Genomic DNA, 17,019 nt, shown 5'->3' on the forward strand with positions numbered 1-17,019 from the left:
TGCGCAGCACGACATAGCCGGTTCTCGCAAGGACGAGAATTTCCCTGCGGTGCCCCTCAAGTGTCAATGAAAGTTTCCAACGCGAGCCATTCGCGAGAGCCTTGAGTCCACGCTAGATCTATCTCATCTGCGCAAGGCAGAACGTGAAGACGGCCGCCCTGGACCTCGCCCGCGAGCGCCAGGCGCACGAGGCCGGCGCGCGGACCCGCGCCACGGCCCACGAGCGGACGCCGCAGCAGGAGCGCCAGAAGGCCGCCAGAGAGGCCGAGCGCGGCCGTGAGGCTTGGACGCTAGGGCAGGGCATGAAAAAGCCCGTAGCGGGCTGCTACGGGCGTCTGACGCGGTGGAAAGGGGAGGGGATGTTGTCTACATGGCTCTGCTGTAGTGAGTGGGTTGCGCTCCGGCAGCGGTCCTGATCAATCGTCACCCTTTCTCGGTCCTTCAACGTTCCTGACAACGAGCCTCCTTTTCGCCAATCCATCGACAATCACCGCGAGTCCCTGCTCGAACGCTGCGTCCGGACCGGCTTCGTCGAAGGCGTCTATCGCGGCCCGCAACAGCGGCGAGAGCGGAGCCTGTTCAACGGTGCCGCCGCGCTCGCCGGCATCGCTGTCGCCGGCCTGCTCCTCAAGCACGGCCCCAACAGTGAAGTAGCTGATTGTCATCAGCGCATTGACGGCGTCCCCGGCCGAAAAACCCGCCTCGCAGAGGAAGCGAAGCTGCGCGTCGGCCGTTTCCATCTGCGGTGCGCCCGGTCGCGTGCCGGCATGGATGCGCGCGCCATCGCGGTAGGCGAGCAGCGCCTGCCTGAAGCTGCGGGCATTCCCGATCAGAAATGAGCGCCAGTCGTCGTCGGCTCTCGGCACCGAATGCGTATGATTCTCCGCCAGCATGGCTTCGGCCAGTGCGTCGAGCAGCGCCCGCTTGTTCCTGAAGTGCCAGTAAAGCGCCGGCTGCTGAACCCCCAACCGTTCCGCCAGTTTGCGTGTCGTCAGACCGTCTACGCCGACCTCGTTCAACAGGTCCAGGGCGGCACGGATCACTGTATTCGGCTGCAACTTTGTCATGCTTGACACTTTATCACTGATAAACATAATATGTCCACCAACTTATCAGTGATAAAGAATCCGCGCGTTCAATCGGACCAGCGGAGGCTGGTCCGGAGGCCAGACGTGAAACCCAACATACCCCTGATCGTAATTCTGAGCACTGTCGCGCTCGACGCTGTCGGCATCGGCCTGATTATGCCGGTGCTGCCGGGCCTCCTGCGCGATCTGGTTCACTCGAACGACGTCACCGCCCACTATGGCATTCTGCTGGCGCTGTATGCGTTGGTGCAATTTGCCTGCGCACCTGTGCTGGGCGCGCTGTCGGATCGTTTCGGGCGGCGGCCAATCTTGCTCGTCTCGCTGGCCGGCGCCACTGTCGACTACGCCATCATGGCGACAGCGCCTTTCCTTTGGGTTCTCTATATCGGGCGGATCGTGGCCGGCATCACCGGGGCGACTGGGGCGGTAGCCGGCGCTTATATTGCCGATATCACTGATGGCGATGAGCGCGCGCGGCACTTCGGCTTCATGAGCGCCTGTTTCGGGTTCGGGATGGTCGCGGGACCTGTGCTCGGTGGGCTGATGGGCGGTTTCTCCCCCACGCTCCGTTCTTCGCCGCGGCAGCCTTGAACGGCCTCAATTTCCTGACGGGCTGTTTCCTTTTGCCGGAGTCGCACAAAGGCGAACGCCGGCCGTTACGCCGGGAGGCTCTCAACCCGCTCGCTTCGTTCCGGTGGGCCCGGGGCATGACCGTCGTCGCCGCCCTGATGGCGGTCTTCTTCATCATGCAACTTGTCGGACAGGTGCCGGCCGCGCTTTGGGTCATTTTCGGCGAGGATCGCTTTCACTGGGACGCGACCACGATCGGCATTTCGCTTGCCGCATTTGGCATTCTGCATTCACTCGCCCAGGCAATGATCACCGGCCCTGTAGCCGCCCGGCTCGGCGAAAGGCGGGCACTCATGCTCGGAATGATTGCCGACGGCACAGGCTACATCCTGCTTGCCTTCGCGACACGGGGATGGATGGCGTTCCCGATCATGGTCCTGCTTGCTTCGGGTGGCATCGGAATGCCGGCGCTGCAAGCAATGTTGTCCAGGCAGGTGGATGAGGAACGTCAGGGGCAGCTGCAAGGCTCACTGGCGGCGCTCACCAGCCTGACCTCGATCGTCGGACCCCTCCTCTTCACGGCGATCTATGCGGCTTCTATAACAACGTGGAACGGGTGGGCATGGATTGCAGGCGCTGCCCTCTACTTGCTCTGCCTGCCGGCGCTGCGTCGCGGGCTTTGGAGCGGCGCAGGGCAACGAGCCGATCGCTGATCGTGGAAACGATAGGCCTATGCCATGCGGGTCAAGGCGACTTCCGGCAAGCTATAGGGGCGAATAGAGAAAACGGAAAAAATCGTACGCTAAGGTTTTCCGGGCAGCCTTAGCGGCCGAAACTTCCCGTCCTCCAGCCTGCGGCTCTGCCGCCAGACATAATCGCCGGTCAGATTGATGTGCTCCCACCCCAGCGGCGACAGGTATTGCAGCAGCTCACCATCCACCGACTTCCCCGCATCGCCCATCGCCTGGGTGGCGCGCTCCAAGTACACCGTGTTCCACAACACGATGGCGGCCGTCACCAGGTTGAGGCCACTGGCCCGGTAGCGCTGCTGCTCGAAGCTCCGATCCCTGATCTCGCCGAGGCGGTTGAAGAACACCGCCCTGGCCAGGGAGTTGCGGGCTTCGCCCTTGTTCAGTCCAGCATGCACGCGCCGGCGCAGCTCGACGCTTTGCAACCAATCGAGGATGAAAAGCGTGCGCTCGATCCGGCCCAGCTCGCGCAGGGCCACGGCCAGGCCGTTCTGGCGCGGATAGCTGCCGAGCTTGCGCAGCATCAGCGAGGCGGTGACCGTGCCCTGCTTGATCGAGCTGGCCAGTGCGCAGGATGTCGTCCCAATGGGCGCGGACGTGCTTGATGTTCAGGGTGCCGCCAACCATTGGGCGCAATGTCGGGTAGTCCTGGACGCTATTCGGAACATACAGCTTGGTTTCTCCGAGGTCGCGGATGCGCGGTGCGAAGCGGAAGCCCAGCAGGTGCATCAGGGCGAAGACATGATCGGTGAAGCCAGCCGTGTCAGTGTAGTGCTCCTCGATCCGCAAGTCGGACTCGTGGTACAGCAGACCGTCGAGCACATAGGTAGAGTCGCGCACGCCGACATTCACCACGCGGGTGCTGAACGGTGCGTACTGGTCGGAGATGTGGGTGTAGAACAGCCGCCCCGGCTCGCTGCCGTACTTCGGGTTGACGTGGCCGGTGCTTTCGCCTCGACCACCCGCCCGGAAGCGCTGGCCATCGGAAGAAGAGGTCGTGCCGTCGCCCCAGTGAGCGGCGAAGGTATGACGGTACTGGTGGTTGACCAGCTCGGCCAGGGCCGCCGAGTAGGTTTCGTCTCGGATGTGCCAGGCTTGCAGCCAGGACAGCTTGGCGTAGGTCAGGCCGGGGCTCGACTCGGCCATCTTGGTCAGCCCGAGGTTGATTGCATCGCCCAGGATCGCTGACAGCAGCAATGTCCGGTCTTTGGCCTCGGCACCGTCCTTCAGGTGTGTGAAGTGGCGGCTGAAGCCCGTCCAGTCGTCCACGTCCATCAGCAGTTCGGTGATCTTGATGCGCGGCAGCAAATGGCTGGTCTGGTCGATCAGCGCCTGCGCGGTATTGGGCACCGCGGAATCCAGCGGGGTGATCTTCAGCCCGGACTCGGTGAGGATGGCATCGGGCAGCTCGTTGTCCTTGGCCAGGCGGGTGACGGTGGCCAGCTGCTCGTCCAGCAGCTGCAAGCGCTCTTCCAGGTACTGGTTGCTGTTCGGGTTGATCGCCAGGGGCAGAGCCTGCGCATGCTTGAGCGCGGCGAACCTCTCTGCCGGCAGCAGGTAGTCGTCGAAGTCGCGGAACTGCCGCGAGCCCTTGACCCAGATGTCACCGGAGCGCAGCGCGTTCTTCAGCTCGGACAGGGCGCAGATTTCGTAGAAGCGCCGGTCGAGGCCTTCCGGGGTTATCACTAGCGGCTTCCAGCGCGGCTTGATGAAGGCGGTGGGCGCATCGGCCGGCACCTTGCGCAGGTTGTAGGCGTTCATCTCGCTCAGGGTCTGCACGGCTGCCAGCACGCCTTGCGCAGCCGGGGCAGCGCGCAGTTCCAGCACCTCCAGCAAGGCCGGCGTGTAACGGCGCAGAGTGGCGAAGTTCTCGCCGACCAGGTGCAGATGGTCGAAGCCTTCCGGCCGGGCCAGCAGCTCGGCCTCGCTGACGCTCTCGGTGAACTCGTCCCGGGGAATCACCGCCTCAATGGCGGCATAGGGATCGCTACCGCTTTCCTTGGCTTCCAGGAGAGCCTGGCCGATCTTCGAGTACAGGCGCACCTTGTCGTTGATCGCCTTGCCCTGCTTCTGGAACTGCTGCTGATGCTTGTGCTTCGCGCTGCTGAACAGCTTGACCAGGATACGGTCGTGCAGATCGACCAACTCATCAATCACCGTCGCGGTGCTCTCCAGCACCACGGCGGCCAGGGTCGCGTAGCGTCGCTGCGGCTCGAACTTGCCGAGGTCTTTGGGCGTCATCTGCCCACCCTCGCGGGCCAGCTTGAGCAGGCGGTTCTGGTGGATGTGTCGGCCCAGGCCTTCGGGCAAGTCCACCAGCTGAAATGTCTTCAGCCGCTCGATGTGTTCGAGCATGTGGCGGGAGTTCGGTTTCAGCGGTGCCTGTCGCAGCCAGGTCAACCAGGTGATGCTGCTGCCGGCCTTGAGCTTCAACAGCTCGTCCAGCTTGGCCCGATGCGAGTCCGTGAGTGGTTCGACCAGGGCGCGGTAGACTCGGCGATTGGCCCGCGCAATGGCCTCCGAACAAGCTCGATCAATTACGCTCAACGCCGGCAGAATGCGCCGCTTCTGTCGCAGGCTCTCCAGGGCCTGACCGGCCAGCAGTAAGCCCTTGTCGGTCTGCTGGGCCAACTCGGTCAGCTCGCGCACCAGGGCGCGGAAGTCGGACAGGCCGAACGGGGCCAGTTGTAGGTAGGTGCGCAGTTCCTGGGCGTGCTCGCGGCGAGTCACGTCGCGTTCGCCGTACTTCAACCAACTCGCCGGGTCGGCCTGAACTTGCTTGGCCACCCACTGGATGACCGGCTCGGGCGGCTCGCTGTCGGTGCCCAACGCATAGCCGGGGTAGCGCAGCAGGCTGAGCTGCACCGCGAAGCCCAGGCGGTTGGCGTCGCCGCGCCGCTGGCGGATCAGCGACAGGTCGGAGTCGTTGAAGGTGTAGTAGCGGATCAGGTCATCCTGGCTTTCCGGCAACGCAAGCAAGGTGTCGCGCTCCGTAGCCGAGAGAATCGAGCGACGCGGCATGGTTCACTCGTCCTTGCGAAGGTACTGATAGAGGGTTTCTCGGCTGATGCCGAACTCGCGGGCGAGCTGCGCCTTCGGCTCGCCCGCAGCGGCCCGCTGCCGCAGCGTGATGGCTTGCTCGTCGGAGAGGGCTTTCTTGCGGCCCCGGTAGGCACCGCGCTGCTTGGCCAGGGCGATGCCCTCGCGCTGCCGCTCGCGAATCAGGGCGCGCTCAAACTCGGCAAAGGCCCCCATGACCGACAGCATCAGGTTGGCCATCGGCGAGTCCTCGCCGGTGAACACCAGGCCTTCCTTCAAGAACTCGATGCGCACACCGCGCTGGGTCAGCTTCTGTACCAAGCGACGCAGGTCATCGAGGTTGCGGGCCAGCCGATCCATGCTGTGCACCACCACTGTATCGCCTTCGCGGACGAAGCTCAGCAGCGCTTCGAGCTGGGGGCGCTGGGTGTCCTTGCCCGATGCCTTGTCGGTGAACACCTTGCTCACCTGGGTTTGTTCCAGCTGGCGTTCCGGGTTCTGGTCAAAGCTGCTGACCCGGACGTAGCCGATGCGGTGCCCCTGCACGATGTCTCCTTGGTTGAAGGCGGCTTAAGTGCACTTTCTGTTCCGTTGTGCCTCAAAGCCCATTTCTGTCAGGCTGAAATCTATAACCTTCGCGGGCATGTGTCAAAAAATGGGAAAGCAGACTCTATTCTGACTGTCGTTTTCAGAAGACGGCTGCACTGAACGTCAGAAGCCGACTGCACTATAGCAGCGGAGGGGTTGGATCCATCAGGCAACGACGGGCTGCTGCCGGCCATCAGCGGACGCAGGGAGGACTTTCCGCAACCGGCCGTTCGATGCGGCACCGATGGCCTTCGCGCAGGGGTAGTGAATCCGCCAGGATTGACTTGCGCTGCCCTACCTCTCACTAGTGAGGGGCGGCAGCGCATCAAGCGGTGAGCGCACTCCGGCACCGCCAACTTTCAGCACATGCGTGTAAATCATCGTCGTAGAGACGTCGGAATGGCCGAGCAGATCCTGCACGGTTCGAATGTCGTAACCGCTGCGGAGCAAGGCCGTCGCGAACGAGTGGCGGAGGGTGTGCGGTGTGGCGGGCTTCGTGATGCCTGCTTGTTCTACGGCACGTTTGAAGGCGCGCTGAAAGGTCTGGTCATACATGTGATGGCGACGCACGACACCGCTCCGTGGATCGGTCGAATGCGTGTGCTGCGCAAAACCCAGAACCACGGCCAGGAATGCCCGGCGCGCGGATACTTCCGCTCAAGGGCGTCGGGAAGCGCAACGCCGCTGCGGCCCTCGGCCTGGTCCTTCAGCCACCATGCCCGTGCACGCGACAGCTGCTCGCGCAGGCTGGGTGCCAAGCTCTCGGGTAACATCAAGGCCCGATCCTTGGAGCCCTTGCCCTCCCGCACGATGATCGTGCCGTGATCGAAATCCAGATCCTTGACCCGCAGTTGCAAACCCTCACTGATCCGCATGCCCGTTCCATACAGAAGCTGGGCGAACAAACGATGCTCGCCTTCCAGAAAACCGAGGATGCGAACCACTTCATCCGGGGTCAGCACCACCGGCAAGCGCCGCGACGGCCGAGGTCTTCCGATCTCCTGAAGCCGGGGCAGATCCGTGCACAGCACCTTGCCGTAGAAGAACAGCAAGGCCGCCAATGCCTGACGATGCGTGGAGACCGAAACCTTGCGCTCGTTCGCCAGCCAGGACAGAAATGCCTCGACTTCGCTGCTGCCCAAGGTTGCCGGGTGACGCACACCGTGGAAACGGATGAAGGCACGAACCCAGTGGACATAAGCCTGTTCGGTTCGTAAGCTATAATGCAAGTAGCGTATGCGCTCACGCAACTGGTCCAGAACCTTGACCGAACGCAGCGGTGGTAACGGCGCAGTGGCGGTTTTCATGGCTTGTTATGACTGTTTTTTGTACAGTCTATGCCTCGGGCATCCAAGCAGCAAGCGCGTTACGCCGTGGGTCGATGTTTGATGTTATGGAGCAGCAACGATGTTACGCAGCAGGGCAGTCGCCCTAAAACAAAGTTAGGCATCATGGGTGAATTTTTCCCTGCACAAGTTTTCAAGCAGCTGTCCCACGCTCGCGCGGTGATCGAGCGCCATCTGGCTGCGACACTGGACACAATCCACCTGTTCGGATCTGCGATCGATGGAGGGCTGAAGCCGGACAGCGACATAGACTTGCTCGTGACCGTCAGCGCCGCACCTAACGATTCGCTCCGGCAGGCGCTAATGCTCGATTTGCTGAAAGTCTCATCACCGCCAGGCGATGGCGGAACATGGCGACCGCTGGAGCTAACTGTTGTCGCTCGAAGCGAAGTAGTGCCTTGGCGCTATCCGGCGCGGCGTGAGCTTCAGTTCGGTGAGTGGCTCCGCCACGACATCCTTTCCGGAACGTTCGAGCCTGCCGTTCTGGATCACGATCTTGCGATTTTGCTGACCAAGGCGAGGCAACACAGCCTTGCGCTTCTAGGCCCATCCGCAGCCACGTTTTTCGAGCCGGTGCCGAAGGAGCATTTCTCCAAGGCGCTTTTCGACACTATTGCCCAGTGGAATGCAGAGTCGGATTGGAAGGGTGACGAGCGGAACGTCGTTCTTGCTCTTGCTCGCATTTGGTACAGCGCTTCAACTGGTCTCATTGCTCCTAAGGACGTTGCTGCCGCATGGGTATCGGAGCGTTTGCCTGCCGAGCATCGGCCCCTCATCTGCAAGGCACGCGCGGCGTACCTGGGTAGCGAGGACGACGACCTAGCAATGCGCGTCGAAGAGACGGCCGCGTTCGTTCGATATGCCAAAGCAACGATTGAGAGAATCTTGCGTTGAGCGGCATGTGCGAAAAGTGCATCGACCCGCGCCGAGGGCATCTGATGCCTAACTCGGCGTTCAAGCGGACGGGCTGCGCCCGCCGCTCAACTATGCGTTAGTACCACTGAAACCCTCCTTTATTTCGCCCATGTTTATTCAAACGGCATTCAGTTTCTCAAACGCTGTGCAGCGCTGGGTTTGCCGTTTCTCTGGGCTTCGCCTGGTGGCGTTACGCTGGTTTGTGGTCTTTTTGGCCTCTGGCCCTTGTGTAGCAAGCGCGAGCAGCTATTTTTTTCGTAGTGCTGTGCCGCCTCGGTGGCACCGTGCCTTTTCGCAGTTAGCGCCCGTCGCCAAGTTACGGTTATCCGTTTTGGCTTCTGGCTCTAACATTTCGGTCAAGCCGACCCGCATTCTGCGGTCGGCTTACCTCGCCCGTTAGATGCACTAAGCACATAATTGCTCACAGCCAAACTATCAGGTCAAGTCTGCTTTTATTATTTTTAAGCGTGCATAATAAGCCCTACACAAATTGGGAGATATATCATGAAAGGCTGGCTTTTTCTTGTTATCGCAATAGTTGGCGAAGTAATCGCAACATCCGCATTAAAATCTAGCGAGGGCTTTACTAAGCTTGCCCCTTCCGCCGTTGTCATAATCGGTTATGGCATCGCATTTTATTTTCTTTCTCTGGTTCTGAAATCCATCCCTGTCGGTGTTGCTTATGCAGTCTGGTCGGGACTCGGCGTCGTCATAATTACAGTCATTGCCTGGTTGCTTCATGGGCAAAAGCTTGATGCGTGGGGCTTTGTAGGTATGGGGCTCATAATTGCTGCCTTTTTGCTCGCCCGATCCCCATCGTGGAAGTCGCTGCGGAGGCCGACGCCATGGTGACGGTGTTCGGCATTCTGAATCTCACCGAGGACTCCTTCTTCGATGAGAGCCGGCGGCTAGACCCCGCCGGCGCTGTCACCGCGGCGATCGAAATGCTGCGAGTCGGATCAGACGTCGTGGATGTCGGACCGGCCGCCAGCCATCCGGACGCGAGGCCTGTATCGCCGGCCGATGAGATCAGACGTATTGCGCCGCTCTTAGACGCCCTGTCCGATCAGATGCACCGTGTTTCAATCGACAGCTTCCAACCGGAAACCCAGCGCTATGCGCTCAAGCGCGGCGTGGGCTACCTGAACGATATCCAAGGATTTCCTGACCCTGCGCTCTATCCCGATATTGCTGAGGCGGACTGCAGGCTGGTGGTTATGCACTCAGCGCAGCGGGATGGCATCGCCACCCGCACCGGTCACCTTCGACCCGAAGACGCGCTCGACGAGATTGTGCGGTTCTTCGAGGCGCGGGTTTCCGCCTTGCGACGGAGCGGGGTCGCTGCCGACCGGCTCATCCTCGATCCGGGGATGGGATTTTCTTGAGCCCCGCACCGGAAACATCGCTGCACGTGCTGTCGAACCTTCAAAAGCTGAAGTCGGCGTTGGGGCTTCCGCTATTGGTCTCGGTGTCGCGGAAATCCTTCTTGGGCGCCACCGTTGGCCTTCCTGTAAAGGATCTGGGTCCAGCGAGCCTTGCGGCGGAACTTCACGCGATCGGCAATGGCGCTGACTACGTCCGCACCCACGCGCCTGGAGATCTGCGAAGCGCAATCACCTTCTCGGAAACCCTCGCGAAATTTCGCAGTCGCGACGCCAGAGACCGAGGGTTAGATCATGCCTAGCATTCACCTTCCGGCCGCCCGCTAGCGGACCCTGGTCAGGTTCCGCGAAGGTGGGCGCAGACATGCTGGGCTCGTCAGGATCAAACTGCACTATGAGGCGGCGGTTCATACCGCGCCAGGGGAGCGAATGGACAGCGAGGAGCCTCCGAACGTTCGGGTCGCCTGCTCGGGTGATATCGACGAGGTTGTGCGGCTGATGCACGACGCTGCGGCGTGGATGTCCGCCAAGGGAACGCCCGCACTGGGACGTCGCGCGGATCGACCGGACATTCGCGGAGACCTTCGTCCTGAGATCCGAGCTCCTAGTCGCGAGTTGCAGCGACGGCATCGTCGGCTGTTGCACCTTGTCGGCCGAGGATCCCGAGTTCTGGCCCGACGCCCTCAAGGGGAGGCCGCATATCTGCACAAGCTCGCGGTGCGACGGACACATGCGGGCCGGGGTGTCAGCTCCGCGCTGATCGAGGCTTGCCGCCATGCCGCGCGAACGCAGGGTGCGCCAAGCTGCGGCTCGACTGCCACCCGAACCTGCGTGGCCTATACGAGCGGCTCGGATTCACCCACGTCGACACTTTCAATCCCGGCTGGGATCCAACCTTCATCGCAGAACGCCTAGAACTCGAAATCTAACGTCCGTTCGGGCATCGAGGTCCATGTCGGGGTGGGACGGGCCCGTGGCTTCAAGATCACTTGCAGTCCGACCGCGATGTCTTGGTTGCGCGAGAGGTTGTCGACAGGCCATGCTGAGTGTGCGATGGTTGATCGCTTCCTCGCCGCTCTCCACGGCGACGATGGCCGCCGCCATCAGCAAGTGCGCCAGTTCCCCTATGGTGCCCTCGCTGCGTGTGAGCAGGTAGCGAGCCATGTCCAGCGTGGCAATTGGGGAAGGCCGGCGCAGCGGGAGCGAAGCGGCGAAGCTGGCCAGCAGTGAGCAGCAATCGTCGTTGGCCTCCCATACCGGCAGCATCATCGGCTCGAAGCGATTTTCCAACTGGTCATCGGAGCGGATGGCTAGGTAGGCGTCGCGCGTGCCTACCCCAACCAACGGGATGCGCAGTTCGTTGCCGAGGAAGCGCAGCAGGTTGAGGAATTCCCGGCGGTTGACGCTGTTGCCGGCCAGCACGTTGTGCAGCTCGTCGATCACCAGCATGCGCACGCCGACCTTGCGCAGCAGTGCCAGAGCCAGTTGCTCCATTTCCGGCAACCGTGGGCGTGGGCGCAGCGGCGCGCCCATCGCGGCGAGCAGCGCGACGTAGAAGCGGATCACGGACGGCTCGGACGGCATCTGCACGACCAACACCGGGATGTGCTCCTGGTCGGCGTCGGAGCTGGCCGGGTGGGTGCGGCGGAACTTCTCGACGATCATCGACTTGCCATTGTTGGTCGGGCCAACCAGCAGCAGGTTGGGCATGCGTTGCTTGTTTGGCCACGCATAAAGGGCTTCCAGCCGGTTCAGCGCCTCGACTGCGCGCGGATAGCCGATCCAGCGGTCGGCGCGAAGGCGCTGGATGCGCTCGTCCGCCGGAAGACGGGCCAAGCCACTGGGCCGCCGGCAGCAGGTGGGACAGGTCGATGATGGGATATTCGTCCACGGCTACCACTCCTCAATCTGGTCGAACGGTTTGGCGGGTGGCAAGTTGTCTGCCTGCGGGTCGGCAATATCCGTATCCGGCGGAACGGGCTTGTCCGGCCGAGCTGATGTCTTGAGGTGCTGGCGGCGATCCGCGTCACGCCGCGCCTTGCGTGTGGCCTTCTGCGCGCTGGTCACAATCTCACGCATCTGGCCGATCATGCGGAACAGCGCCGACTCATCCACCTGTTCGCGCCCTTGCTGCCGCAGTTTCGCCAGCGCCTGCCGTTGTTCCCAGAGGGTGACAGCCGGATGCGACAAGGTACGGTAGGGAATTTCCAGGTAATGCTGTCCCTCCGGTTCCAGGACCCAGATACGGCTGATGTCGCGCGGATCGCGCCGGATCAGAAAGGACGGCCAGCGTTCACGCCGCGCAATCCACGGCTTGAGCGCATCGGCGTAGTAGTGGATGTGGTCGATGACAAAGCCGGTGCGGGTCAGCGTGCGCCGGAGGATCGGCAGAAAATCGACCAGGAACGAAGTAGCGCGTGTGACGACGGCCGGTACGCCGACACGCGCCACGGCCTCGGCCCAGCGCGCGGCCGGCGGTTGGAGCAGGCCGTTGTGCACCGAACCGTGGTAGGTGCCGACCGCCAATGTGAGCCAGCGCTCTAGCTCGCGCAGCGTCAGGGCGGCCTTGTTTTCGGAATCGTAGTCGCCGCGCTGGTCAGGGTTGGAGAAGGTCGTTCCCGGCAGTTCGTCGTGAATCATCTGCATCGCCGTGCCGATGATCCGTTCCACGATGCCGCCATAGTGCGGCTGTCCCAGCGGGCGATAGTCCAGCCGGATGCCATGCTGCTCGCAACCCCGGCGCAGGGCCTCGCTCTTGAACTCGGCCGCGTTGTCTAGGTAGAGCAGCAAGGGCTTGCCGCTCATCTGCCAATCCATTTCCACGTTCAGTCCTTCCAGCCAAGGGCGCTTGTCGCAGGCGACATGCACGAGGCACAGGCCAACCGAAACGGCAGACGGCGCTTCCAGCGTGACGACCATGCCGAGCACGCAGCGGGTGAACACGTCGATGGCGAGGGTCAGGTACGGGCGGCCAATAGGTTGCCGGTCGCGGTCATCGACCACGATCAGGTCGATGACCGTATGGTCTATCTGCACCTGCTCCAGCGGCGCGGTCACGGCAGGAGGCTCGCCGCCCACACCTTGTAGGTCACGAGCGGCATCCTGGCCTTCCCGCCGGCGGATGACCTTGCGCGGGTCAAGGCTAGCGATCCGTAAGGCCACGGTATTGCGCGCCGGCACTCGCAGTTTTTGAGCCTTGCACACCTGAGTGACTTCGCGGTGAAAGGCCGCTAGGCTGCGCTTCTGCTTGGTCAGGAACCGCTTTTGCAGTAGCTCGTGGATGACGCGCTCGACCGGTTCCGGCAAGCGCCCCTTACCTTTACCTCCACCGGACTGGCCGGGCACCAGATCCGTCACGAGGCCGCTGCCTTGCCGGGCACGCCGGATCAGAACGTATACCTGGCGCCGAGACAAGCCCAGCGCCTGAGCCGCCATATCGGCCGCTTCGTGCCCGACCGTCTCCGACTGCGCCAACGGACTGATGATCTCCGCACGACGGCGCGCACGCTCCCAAGCCTCATCAGGCAGAGTGGCCACGCCTTGTTCTGGAATCCGTGGGGTGTCCGTCGCCATGCTCACCTCGCTTTGGTGCACACGAGTATTGAGCATAGTCGAGATTGGTGCAGATCACTTCTGATATTGAACTGTCAGGAGCTGGCTGCACAACAGCCATTACGCCCAATCAACTGGTGCAGTCGTCTTCTGAAAATGACAAAATGCGCCTAGCTCATTTTTACAGCTTAAATGAGCTATTGAGCACACTCCATATTTCGACTATTATTGAAACATGGAAACGATAAATGCTGTAGCCGCCCTGGCGGCCATCGCTCAAGAATCGCGCCTCGCGGTGTTCCGGCTTCTCGTCCAGGCCGGCCCCGCCGGCATGGCCGCCGGAAAAATCAGCGAAGCGGCCGGCATCCCGCCGTCTTCGCTATCCTTCCACCTGAAAGAGCTGGCACACGCCGGCATGGTCACGTCGCGGCAAGAAGGCCGATTTGTGATCTACGAGGCGAACTTTTCGACGGCCACTAACCTGGTGGCCTTTCTCACGGAAAACTGCTGCGGCGGCCAGGTGTGCAACCTGTCTTGCACCACGGAAGCCGGGAAGGTGTTGGCATGAGACTTCGCCATCTTTCCGACCCCGATTCTTTGCCCGCTTTGGACAAATCCTTTGCCATCGAGCGCCCGGCGCTCGGGCTGGCACCCGACGCCCCGCCGGTGCGTATCCTGCTGCTGTATGGCTCGCTGCGCGCCCGCTCGTTCTCACGGCTGGCCGTCGAGGAAGCGGCCCGGCTGCTGCAATTCTTTGGCGCAGAAACACGCATCTTCGACCCGTCCGATTTGCCGTTGCCCGATCAAGTGCAAAGCGACGATCACCCGGCCGTCAAGGAGCTGCGCGCCCTGTCCGAGTGGTCAGAGGGACAAGTCTGGTGCAGCCCGGAACGCCACGGTCAGATTACCAGTGTCATGAAGGCGCAGATTGACCATCTGCCGCTTGAAATGGCCGGCATCCGGCCGACCCAAGGCCGCACCCTGGCCGTGATGCAGGTATCCGGCGGCTCGCAGAGCTTCAACGCCGTGAACACCTTGCGTCTGCTCGGCCGCTGGATGCGAATGTTCACCATTCCGAACCAGTCGAGTATCGCCAAAGCGTTCCAAGAGTTCGACGCGGCGGGCCGCATGAAGCCCTCGCCGTACTACGACCGAATAGCCGATGTGATGGAAGAACTGGTGCGCTTCACGGCGCTGGTACGGCCGCACCGTGAAGCACTGACAGACCGCTATTCCGAACGGAAAGCGGCCGGCCACGTCATCGACGAGGCCACCGATCTTTCATCCATCGCCATTGCTCCCCAGCCACTACCAGAAAGCGAAACATCATGACCGAAAGAATCTATAACGTCCTCATCCTCTGCACCGGCAATTCGGCGCGCAGCATCATGGCCGAAGCTCTCATCAACACGATGGGGCAAGGGCGCTTCCGCGCCTACAGCGCCGGCAGTCACCCAACCGGCAAGGTCAATCCCTTCGCCGTCGAAAAGGTGGAGTCGGTGAATTACCCGACCGAGAATCTGCGCAGCAAGAGCTGGGACGAGTACGCCACGCCCGACGCACCGAAGATGGACTTCATCATCACCGTCTGCGACAACGCCGCCGGCGAAATGTGTCCGGTGTGGCCTGGTCAGCCGATCTCGGCGCATTGGGGATTTGAAGACCCGGCCGCCGTCGAAGGCACTGACGCCGAGAAGCGCCGGGCCTTCGAACAAACCTTCCGGCACATGATGAACCGCGTCCGCCTGTTCGTGAATCTGCCTCTCAAAATGCTTGACCAGACGGCCATCAAGCGCGAGCTGGCGAACATCGGCAAGACCGAGCAGGAAGCATGAGCGCCGGCGCACAGGCCATCGCCGCGAAGCCGCGCCAGGCCCCGATGAGCGGCTTCGAGCGTTACCTGACGCTGTGGGTGGCCCTGTGCATCGTCGCCGGTGTTGCGCTCGGCCAGGGCCTTCCTGACGTGTTCCAGGCCATAGGCCGCATGGAAGTGGCCCAGGTCAATTTGCCGGTGGGCCTGCTGATTTGGGTAATGATCGTCCCGATGCTGGTCAAGATCGACTTCGGGGCGCTGCACCAGGTCAAAGAGCATTGGCGCGGCATCGGCGTCACGCTGTTCGTGAATTGGGCCGTCAAGCCATTCTCGATGGCCCTGCTGGGGTGGCTGTTCATCCGACAAGTGTTCGCTCCGTTCCTGCCGGCCGATCAACTGGACAGCTACATCGCGGGCTTGATCTTGCTGGCCGCCGCGCCCTGCACGGCAATGGTGTTCGTGTGGAGCCGCCTTACCAACGGCGACCCGCTTTTCACGCTCTCGCAAGTGGCTCTGAACGACGCCATCATGATCGTGGCCTTCGCGCCCATCGTCGGCCTGCTGCTGGGCATGTCCTCGATCTCGGTGCCTTGGGACACGCTGCTGATTTCGGTCGTGCTCTACATCATCGTGCCGGTGATCCTGGCGCAGCTCTTGCGGCGGCATCTGCTCAAGCAAGGACAGGCCGCCTTTGAACGGGCCATGCAGAAGATCGGGCCGTGGTCGATGGCCGCGCTGCTGCTGACGTTGGTTCTACTGTTCGCCTTCCAGGGCGAGGCCATCATCCGGCAGCCGTTAGTGATCGCCATGCTAGCCGTGCCGATCTTGATTCAAGTGTTCTTCAATTCCGGGTTAGCCTACTGGCTGAACAAGCGGGCGGGGAAAAGCACTCTGTCGCCTGTCCTTCGGCCCTGATCGGTGCCAGCAACTTCTTCGAGCTGGCCGTGGCGGCCGCCATCAGCTTGTTCGGTCTGCACTCCGGCGCTGCATTGGCAACCGTGGTCGGCGTCCTGGTCGAAGTGCCGGTGATGCTGCTGGTCGTGCGCGTGGTGAATCGCTCGAAGAGCTGGTACGAACGAGGTTGAACATGAGTAGGAAAAACTGAGGAAATGATTGCAGATTGCCGCGCCGGCCGCTTCCTGGCGCATTCGATCACTGACCTGGAACACCTAGTATCCATGCTTGCTGAGGTCGCCCGATGACAGACCCAAAGAACCTAGAGAACAGGCTGCATGAGAAGGCCGACCCGGCCCGCGCCGTTTCCACTGGTCGGGTGCGCTACACACTGGCCGAACTACTGGCCGACGCGGAAGCATCCGGGGCTTACCCGCTGCCGCCGGAGGAACGCGAATGGATGGATGCGCCGTCTGTGGGTCGGGAATGGCCAAACAGTGAAGATTGAAAAAGGCGGCCAGTTCGAGTGGCCGCCCTTTCGTCATTAGCTGCACGCTTGGCGCAAGGCGTTCATTGCTTCTTGAAAATCAGCCTGTGTCGCCCGGCCCGTTTCAGCTTGGTAGTACACCACCATAAAAGCATTAGCGACGGCTTCGGCCAATGGCCCAAGGCTCCGCGCTTCCGCTTGGTTGATGTACTCCAAAGAAGAAAGAATAGCCGCTGCTTGATGCACTGCTTGCCCTGGTTCGATAATATGTTGTGTTGTCATAATTCACCTCTCCAGTAGGTGTTGATTGAAAGTGCCGGGCTGGTTGTGGCCAGCCCGGTGCGCCTACAGGTACAGCCCCGCCGCCTCCGCGAATGCTGACCGCTCATTCCTGCCGCCATTAACCTCAATACTTATCGGCTTAGTTTCGCTCTCTCTCATAGGGTCTGGCCGTGATACAAAAGCGGCTGTTTCTGTCTCTGCATCGACCTCGGTCGATTGATCACCCAGCGGCGAAATAAATACCTGGCTGACTTCTTCCCTTGGCGCTTCATCCAGGGCCGCCAATGCGGCCATGTATGTTGATGTCGTCATCG

The 17,019-nt window shown here is 61.8% G+C and carries 13 protein-coding genes and 6 pseudogenes; 11 read left to right on the forward strand and 8 right to left on the reverse strand.

Annotated elements, in window-relative coordinates:
* Positions 1 to 416: 416 nt before the first annotated feature.
* Positions 417 to 1,067, reverse strand: a complete 651-nt coding sequence (tetR(A), locus tag N7E01_RS00100) for a tetracycline resistance transcriptional repressor TetR(A) (RefSeq protein WP_000164043.1) — start codon at positions 1,065 to 1,067, stop codon at positions 417 to 419.
* 105 nt (positions 1,068 to 1,172) lie between these two features.
* On the opposite strand from tetR(A), the pseudogene tet(A) reads away from it, so the two are divergent.
* Positions 1,173 to 2,371 (forward strand): annotated as a pseudogene (gene tet(A) / locus N7E01_RS00105) (tetracycline efflux MFS transporter Tet(A)).
* 89 nt (positions 2,372 to 2,460) lie between these two features.
* Here the strand turns inward: tet(A) and N7E01_RS00110 are convergent.
* The 3 genes and pseudogenes from N7E01_RS00110 to intI1 all read right to left on the reverse strand — a co-directional run bounded on the left by N7E01_RS00110 (position 2,461) and on the right by intI1 (position 7,341).
* A pseudogene (locus N7E01_RS00110) lies at positions 2,461 to 5,428 on the reverse strand (Tn3 family transposase).
* A gap of 3 nt (positions 5,429 to 5,431) precedes the next feature.
* Positions 5,432 to 5,992 (reverse strand): recombinase family protein, encoded by a 561-nt coding sequence (locus N7E01_RS00115; RefSeq protein ID WP_289173927.1) that lies wholly within the window; start codon positions 5,990 to 5,992, stop codon positions 5,432 to 5,434.
* A 336-nt stretch (positions 5,993 to 6,328) separates the two neighbouring features.
* Positions 6,329 to 7,341 (reverse strand): annotated as a pseudogene (gene intI1 / locus N7E01_RS00120) (class 1 integron integrase IntI1).
* Between the two features lie 144 nt (positions 7,342 to 7,485).
* Between intI1 and N7E01_RS00125 the strand changes: the two are divergent.
* The 5 genes and pseudogenes from N7E01_RS00125 (at position 7,486) to N7E01_RS00145 (ending at position 10,592) form a co-directional block, all read left to right on the forward strand.
* Entirely contained in the window at positions 7,486 to 8,274 is a 789-nt protein-coding gene (locus N7E01_RS00125; protein ID WP_000503573.1) for an ANT(3'')-Ia family aminoglycoside nucleotidyltransferase AadA5, read from the forward strand.
* Between the two features lie 130 nt (positions 8,275 to 8,404).
* Positions 8,405 to 8,695: a DUF1010 domain-containing protein gene (locus N7E01_RS00130; protein ID WP_000470556.1), complete on the forward strand. Its 291-nt coding sequence runs from the start codon at positions 8,405 to 8,407 to the stop codon at positions 8,693 to 8,695.
* Between the two features lie 104 nt (positions 8,696 to 8,799).
* Positions 8,800 to 9,147, forward strand: coding sequence for a quaternary ammonium compound efflux SMR transporter QacE (gene qacE / locus N7E01_RS00135; protein ID WP_289173930.1), 348 nt, complete (start codon positions 8,800 to 8,802; stop codon positions 9,145 to 9,147).
* Positions 9,141 to 9,979 (forward strand): annotated as a pseudogene (gene sul1, locus N7E01_RS00140) (sulfonamide-resistant dihydropteroate synthase Sul1). Before qacE ends, sul1 begins: the two are co-directional and overlap by 7 nt.
* Positions 9,980 to 10,196: 217 nt before the next feature.
* Complete coding sequence (locus tag N7E01_RS00145) at positions 10,197 to 10,592, forward strand: GNAT family N-acetyltransferase (RefSeq protein WP_434089592.1); 396 nt, start codon at positions 10,197 to 10,199, stop codon at positions 10,590 to 10,592.
* A gap of 120 nt (positions 10,593 to 10,712) precedes the next feature.
* On the opposite strand, the pseudogene N7E01_RS00150 reads toward N7E01_RS00145, so the two are convergent.
* Together N7E01_RS00150 and N7E01_RS00155 are read right to left on the reverse strand one after the other, a co-directional pair.
* Positions 10,713 to 11,568 (reverse strand): annotated as a pseudogene (locus tag N7E01_RS00150) (TniB family NTP-binding protein); the annotation flags it as partial.
* Between the two features lie 2 nt (positions 11,569 to 11,570).
* On the reverse strand, positions 11,571 to 13,286 hold the full coding sequence (locus tag N7E01_RS00155; RefSeq protein ID WP_000935451.1) for a TnsB C-terminal domain-containing protein: 1,716 nt from the start codon (positions 13,284 to 13,286) through the stop codon (positions 11,571 to 11,573).
* 178 nt (positions 13,287 to 13,464) lie between these two features.
* On the opposite strand from N7E01_RS00155, the gene N7E01_RS00165 reads away from it, so the two are divergent.
* From N7E01_RS00165 to N7E01_RS00185, 5 genes and pseudogenes are all read left to right on the forward strand, one after another.
* Entirely contained in the window at positions 13,465 to 13,797 is a 333-nt protein-coding gene (locus tag N7E01_RS00165; protein WP_000447876.1) for an ArsR/SmtB family transcription factor, read from the forward strand.
* Positions 13,794 to 14,561, forward strand: a complete 768-nt coding sequence (gene arsH, locus N7E01_RS00170; protein ID WP_001239389.1) for an arsenical resistance protein ArsH — start codon at positions 13,794 to 13,796, stop codon at positions 14,559 to 14,561. The genes N7E01_RS00165 and arsH overlap by 4 nt, the downstream gene beginning before the upstream one ends.
* The gene (locus N7E01_RS00175) at positions 14,558 to 15,064 is read left to right on the forward strand and encodes an arsenate reductase ArsC (protein WP_000140066.1); all 507 of its coding nucleotides are present in this window, start codon (positions 14,558 to 14,560) and stop codon (positions 15,062 to 15,064) included. The genes arsH and N7E01_RS00175 overlap by 4 nt, the downstream gene beginning before the upstream one ends.
* Positions 15,061 to 16,127 (forward strand): annotated as a pseudogene (gene arsB, locus N7E01_RS00180) (ACR3 family arsenite efflux transporter). The gene N7E01_RS00175 and the pseudogene arsB overlap by 4 nt, the downstream one beginning before the upstream one ends.
* 113 nt (positions 16,128 to 16,240) lie before the next feature.
* The gene (locus N7E01_RS00185) at positions 16,241 to 16,444 is read left to right on the forward strand and encodes a hypothetical protein (protein WP_000131871.1); all 204 of its coding nucleotides are present in this window, start codon (positions 16,241 to 16,243) and stop codon (positions 16,442 to 16,444) included.
* 36 nt (positions 16,445 to 16,480) lie between these two features.
* Here N7E01_RS00185 and N7E01_RS00190 read toward each other — a convergent pair whose 3' ends face one another.
* Together N7E01_RS00190 and N7E01_RS00195 are read right to left on the reverse strand one after the other, a co-directional pair.
* Positions 16,481 to 16,705, reverse strand: a complete 225-nt coding sequence (locus tag N7E01_RS00190) for a type I toxin-antitoxin system ptaRNA1 family toxin (protein ID WP_000211355.1) — start codon at positions 16,703 to 16,705, stop codon at positions 16,481 to 16,483.
* Between the two features lie 63 nt (positions 16,706 to 16,768).
* Positions 16,769 to 17,017, reverse strand: a complete 249-nt coding sequence (locus tag N7E01_RS00195; protein ID WP_000213809.1) for a hypothetical protein — start codon at positions 17,015 to 17,017, stop codon at positions 16,769 to 16,771.
* Between the last annotated feature and the right edge of the window lie 2 nt (positions 17,018 to 17,019).

Origin of the sequence: Neopusillimonas aromaticivorans (assembly GCF_030344915.1) — a bacterium.
Taxonomy (GTDB): domain Bacteria; phylum Pseudomonadota; class Gammaproteobacteria; order Burkholderiales; family Burkholderiaceae_B; genus Neopusillimonas; species Neopusillimonas aromaticivorans.

Bases quoted from the DNA above. Each gene is read 5' to 3' on its own strand.
- N7E01_RS00125 (WP_000503573.1), top strand. From the start codon at position 7,486: ATGGGTGAATTTTTCCCTGCACAAGTTTTCAAGCAGCTGTCCCACGCT.
- N7E01_RS00130 (WP_000470556.1), top strand. From the start codon at position 8,405: ATGTTTATTCAAACGGCATTCAGTTTCTCAAACGCTGTGCAGCGCTGG.
- qacE (WP_289173930.1), top strand. From the start codon at position 8,800: ATGAAAGGCTGGCTTTTTCTTGTTATCGCAATAGTTGGCGAAGTAATC.
- N7E01_RS00145 (WP_434089592.1), top strand. From the start codon at position 10,197: ATGTCCGCCAAGGGAACGCCCGCACTGGGACGTCGCGCGGATCGACCG.
- N7E01_RS00155 (WP_000935451.1), bottom strand. From the start codon at position 13,286: ATGCTCAATACTCGTGTGCACCAAAGCGAGGTGAGCATGGCGACGGAC.
- N7E01_RS00165 (WP_000447876.1), top strand. From the start codon at position 13,465: ATGGAAACGATAAATGCTGTAGCCGCCCTGGCGGCCATCGCTCAAGAA.
- arsH (WP_001239389.1), top strand. From the start codon at position 13,794: ATGAGACTTCGCCATCTTTCCGACCCCGATTCTTTGCCCGCTTTGGAC.
- N7E01_RS00175 (WP_000140066.1), top strand. From the start codon at position 14,558: ATGACCGAAAGAATCTATAACGTCCTCATCCTCTGCACCGGCAATTCG.
- N7E01_RS00185 (WP_000131871.1), top strand. From the start codon at position 16,241: ATGACAGACCCAAAGAACCTAGAGAACAGGCTGCATGAGAAGGCCGAC.
- N7E01_RS00190 (WP_000211355.1), bottom strand. From the start codon at position 16,705: ATGACAACACAACATATTATCGAACCAGGGCAAGCAGTGCATCAAGCA.
- N7E01_RS00195 (WP_000213809.1), bottom strand. From the start codon at position 17,017: ATGACGACATCAACATACATGGCCGCATTGGCGGCCCTGGATGAAGCG.